Origin of the sequence: Paraburkholderia sp. 31.1 (assembly GCF_014397645.1) — a bacterium.
Classification (GTDB): Bacteria; Pseudomonadota; Gammaproteobacteria; order Burkholderiales; family Burkholderiaceae; genus Paraburkholderia; species Paraburkholderia tuberum.
On sequence record NZ_VZQN01000214.1, the window covers coordinates 1 to 418 of the forward strand.

Below are 418 nucleotides of genomic sequence, written 5' to 3' on the forward strand. Positions count from 1 at the left end.
CTCACGGACGGCATGGATCTGTTCGCGCAGAAGCAGTTGCGTGTCGCCAGCGAAAGTGCGGATGTGCAGGTGTCGGCGAAGTCGAAGATCACGCTCAACTGCGGCGGGGCCTCGGTTGTCATGGAGGCCGGCAACATCACGTTCCACTGCCCCGGCGCATACACCATCAAGGCCGGCTCGTTCACGTTTGTCGGCCCCGGCAACGTGCCGGCCAAGCTGCCCCTCCTGCCGAATAGCGACCTGCAGCTTAACGGCCGGTATACCCATACGGACTAATACGCGATGATCATTAGCCCTCCCTTTCTGCCCGAAGCGGGCATCACCTCCACCGATGGCTCGAAGCCGGATCCCATGATGGACGCCGTCGACCAGTTCGAACTGGCGCGCGGCATCTACCCGGTCGCGTCTGACCGGCGCT

General features: G+C 63.2%; 1 protein-coding gene. It reads left to right on the forward strand.

Annotated elements, in window-relative coordinates:
• Positions 1-276: DUF2345 domain-containing protein (locus tag F6X37_RS36045; protein ID WP_187614698.1), on the forward strand; the 276-nt coding region annotated here is incomplete at its 5' end.
• Between the last annotated feature and the right edge of the window lie 142 nt (positions 277-418).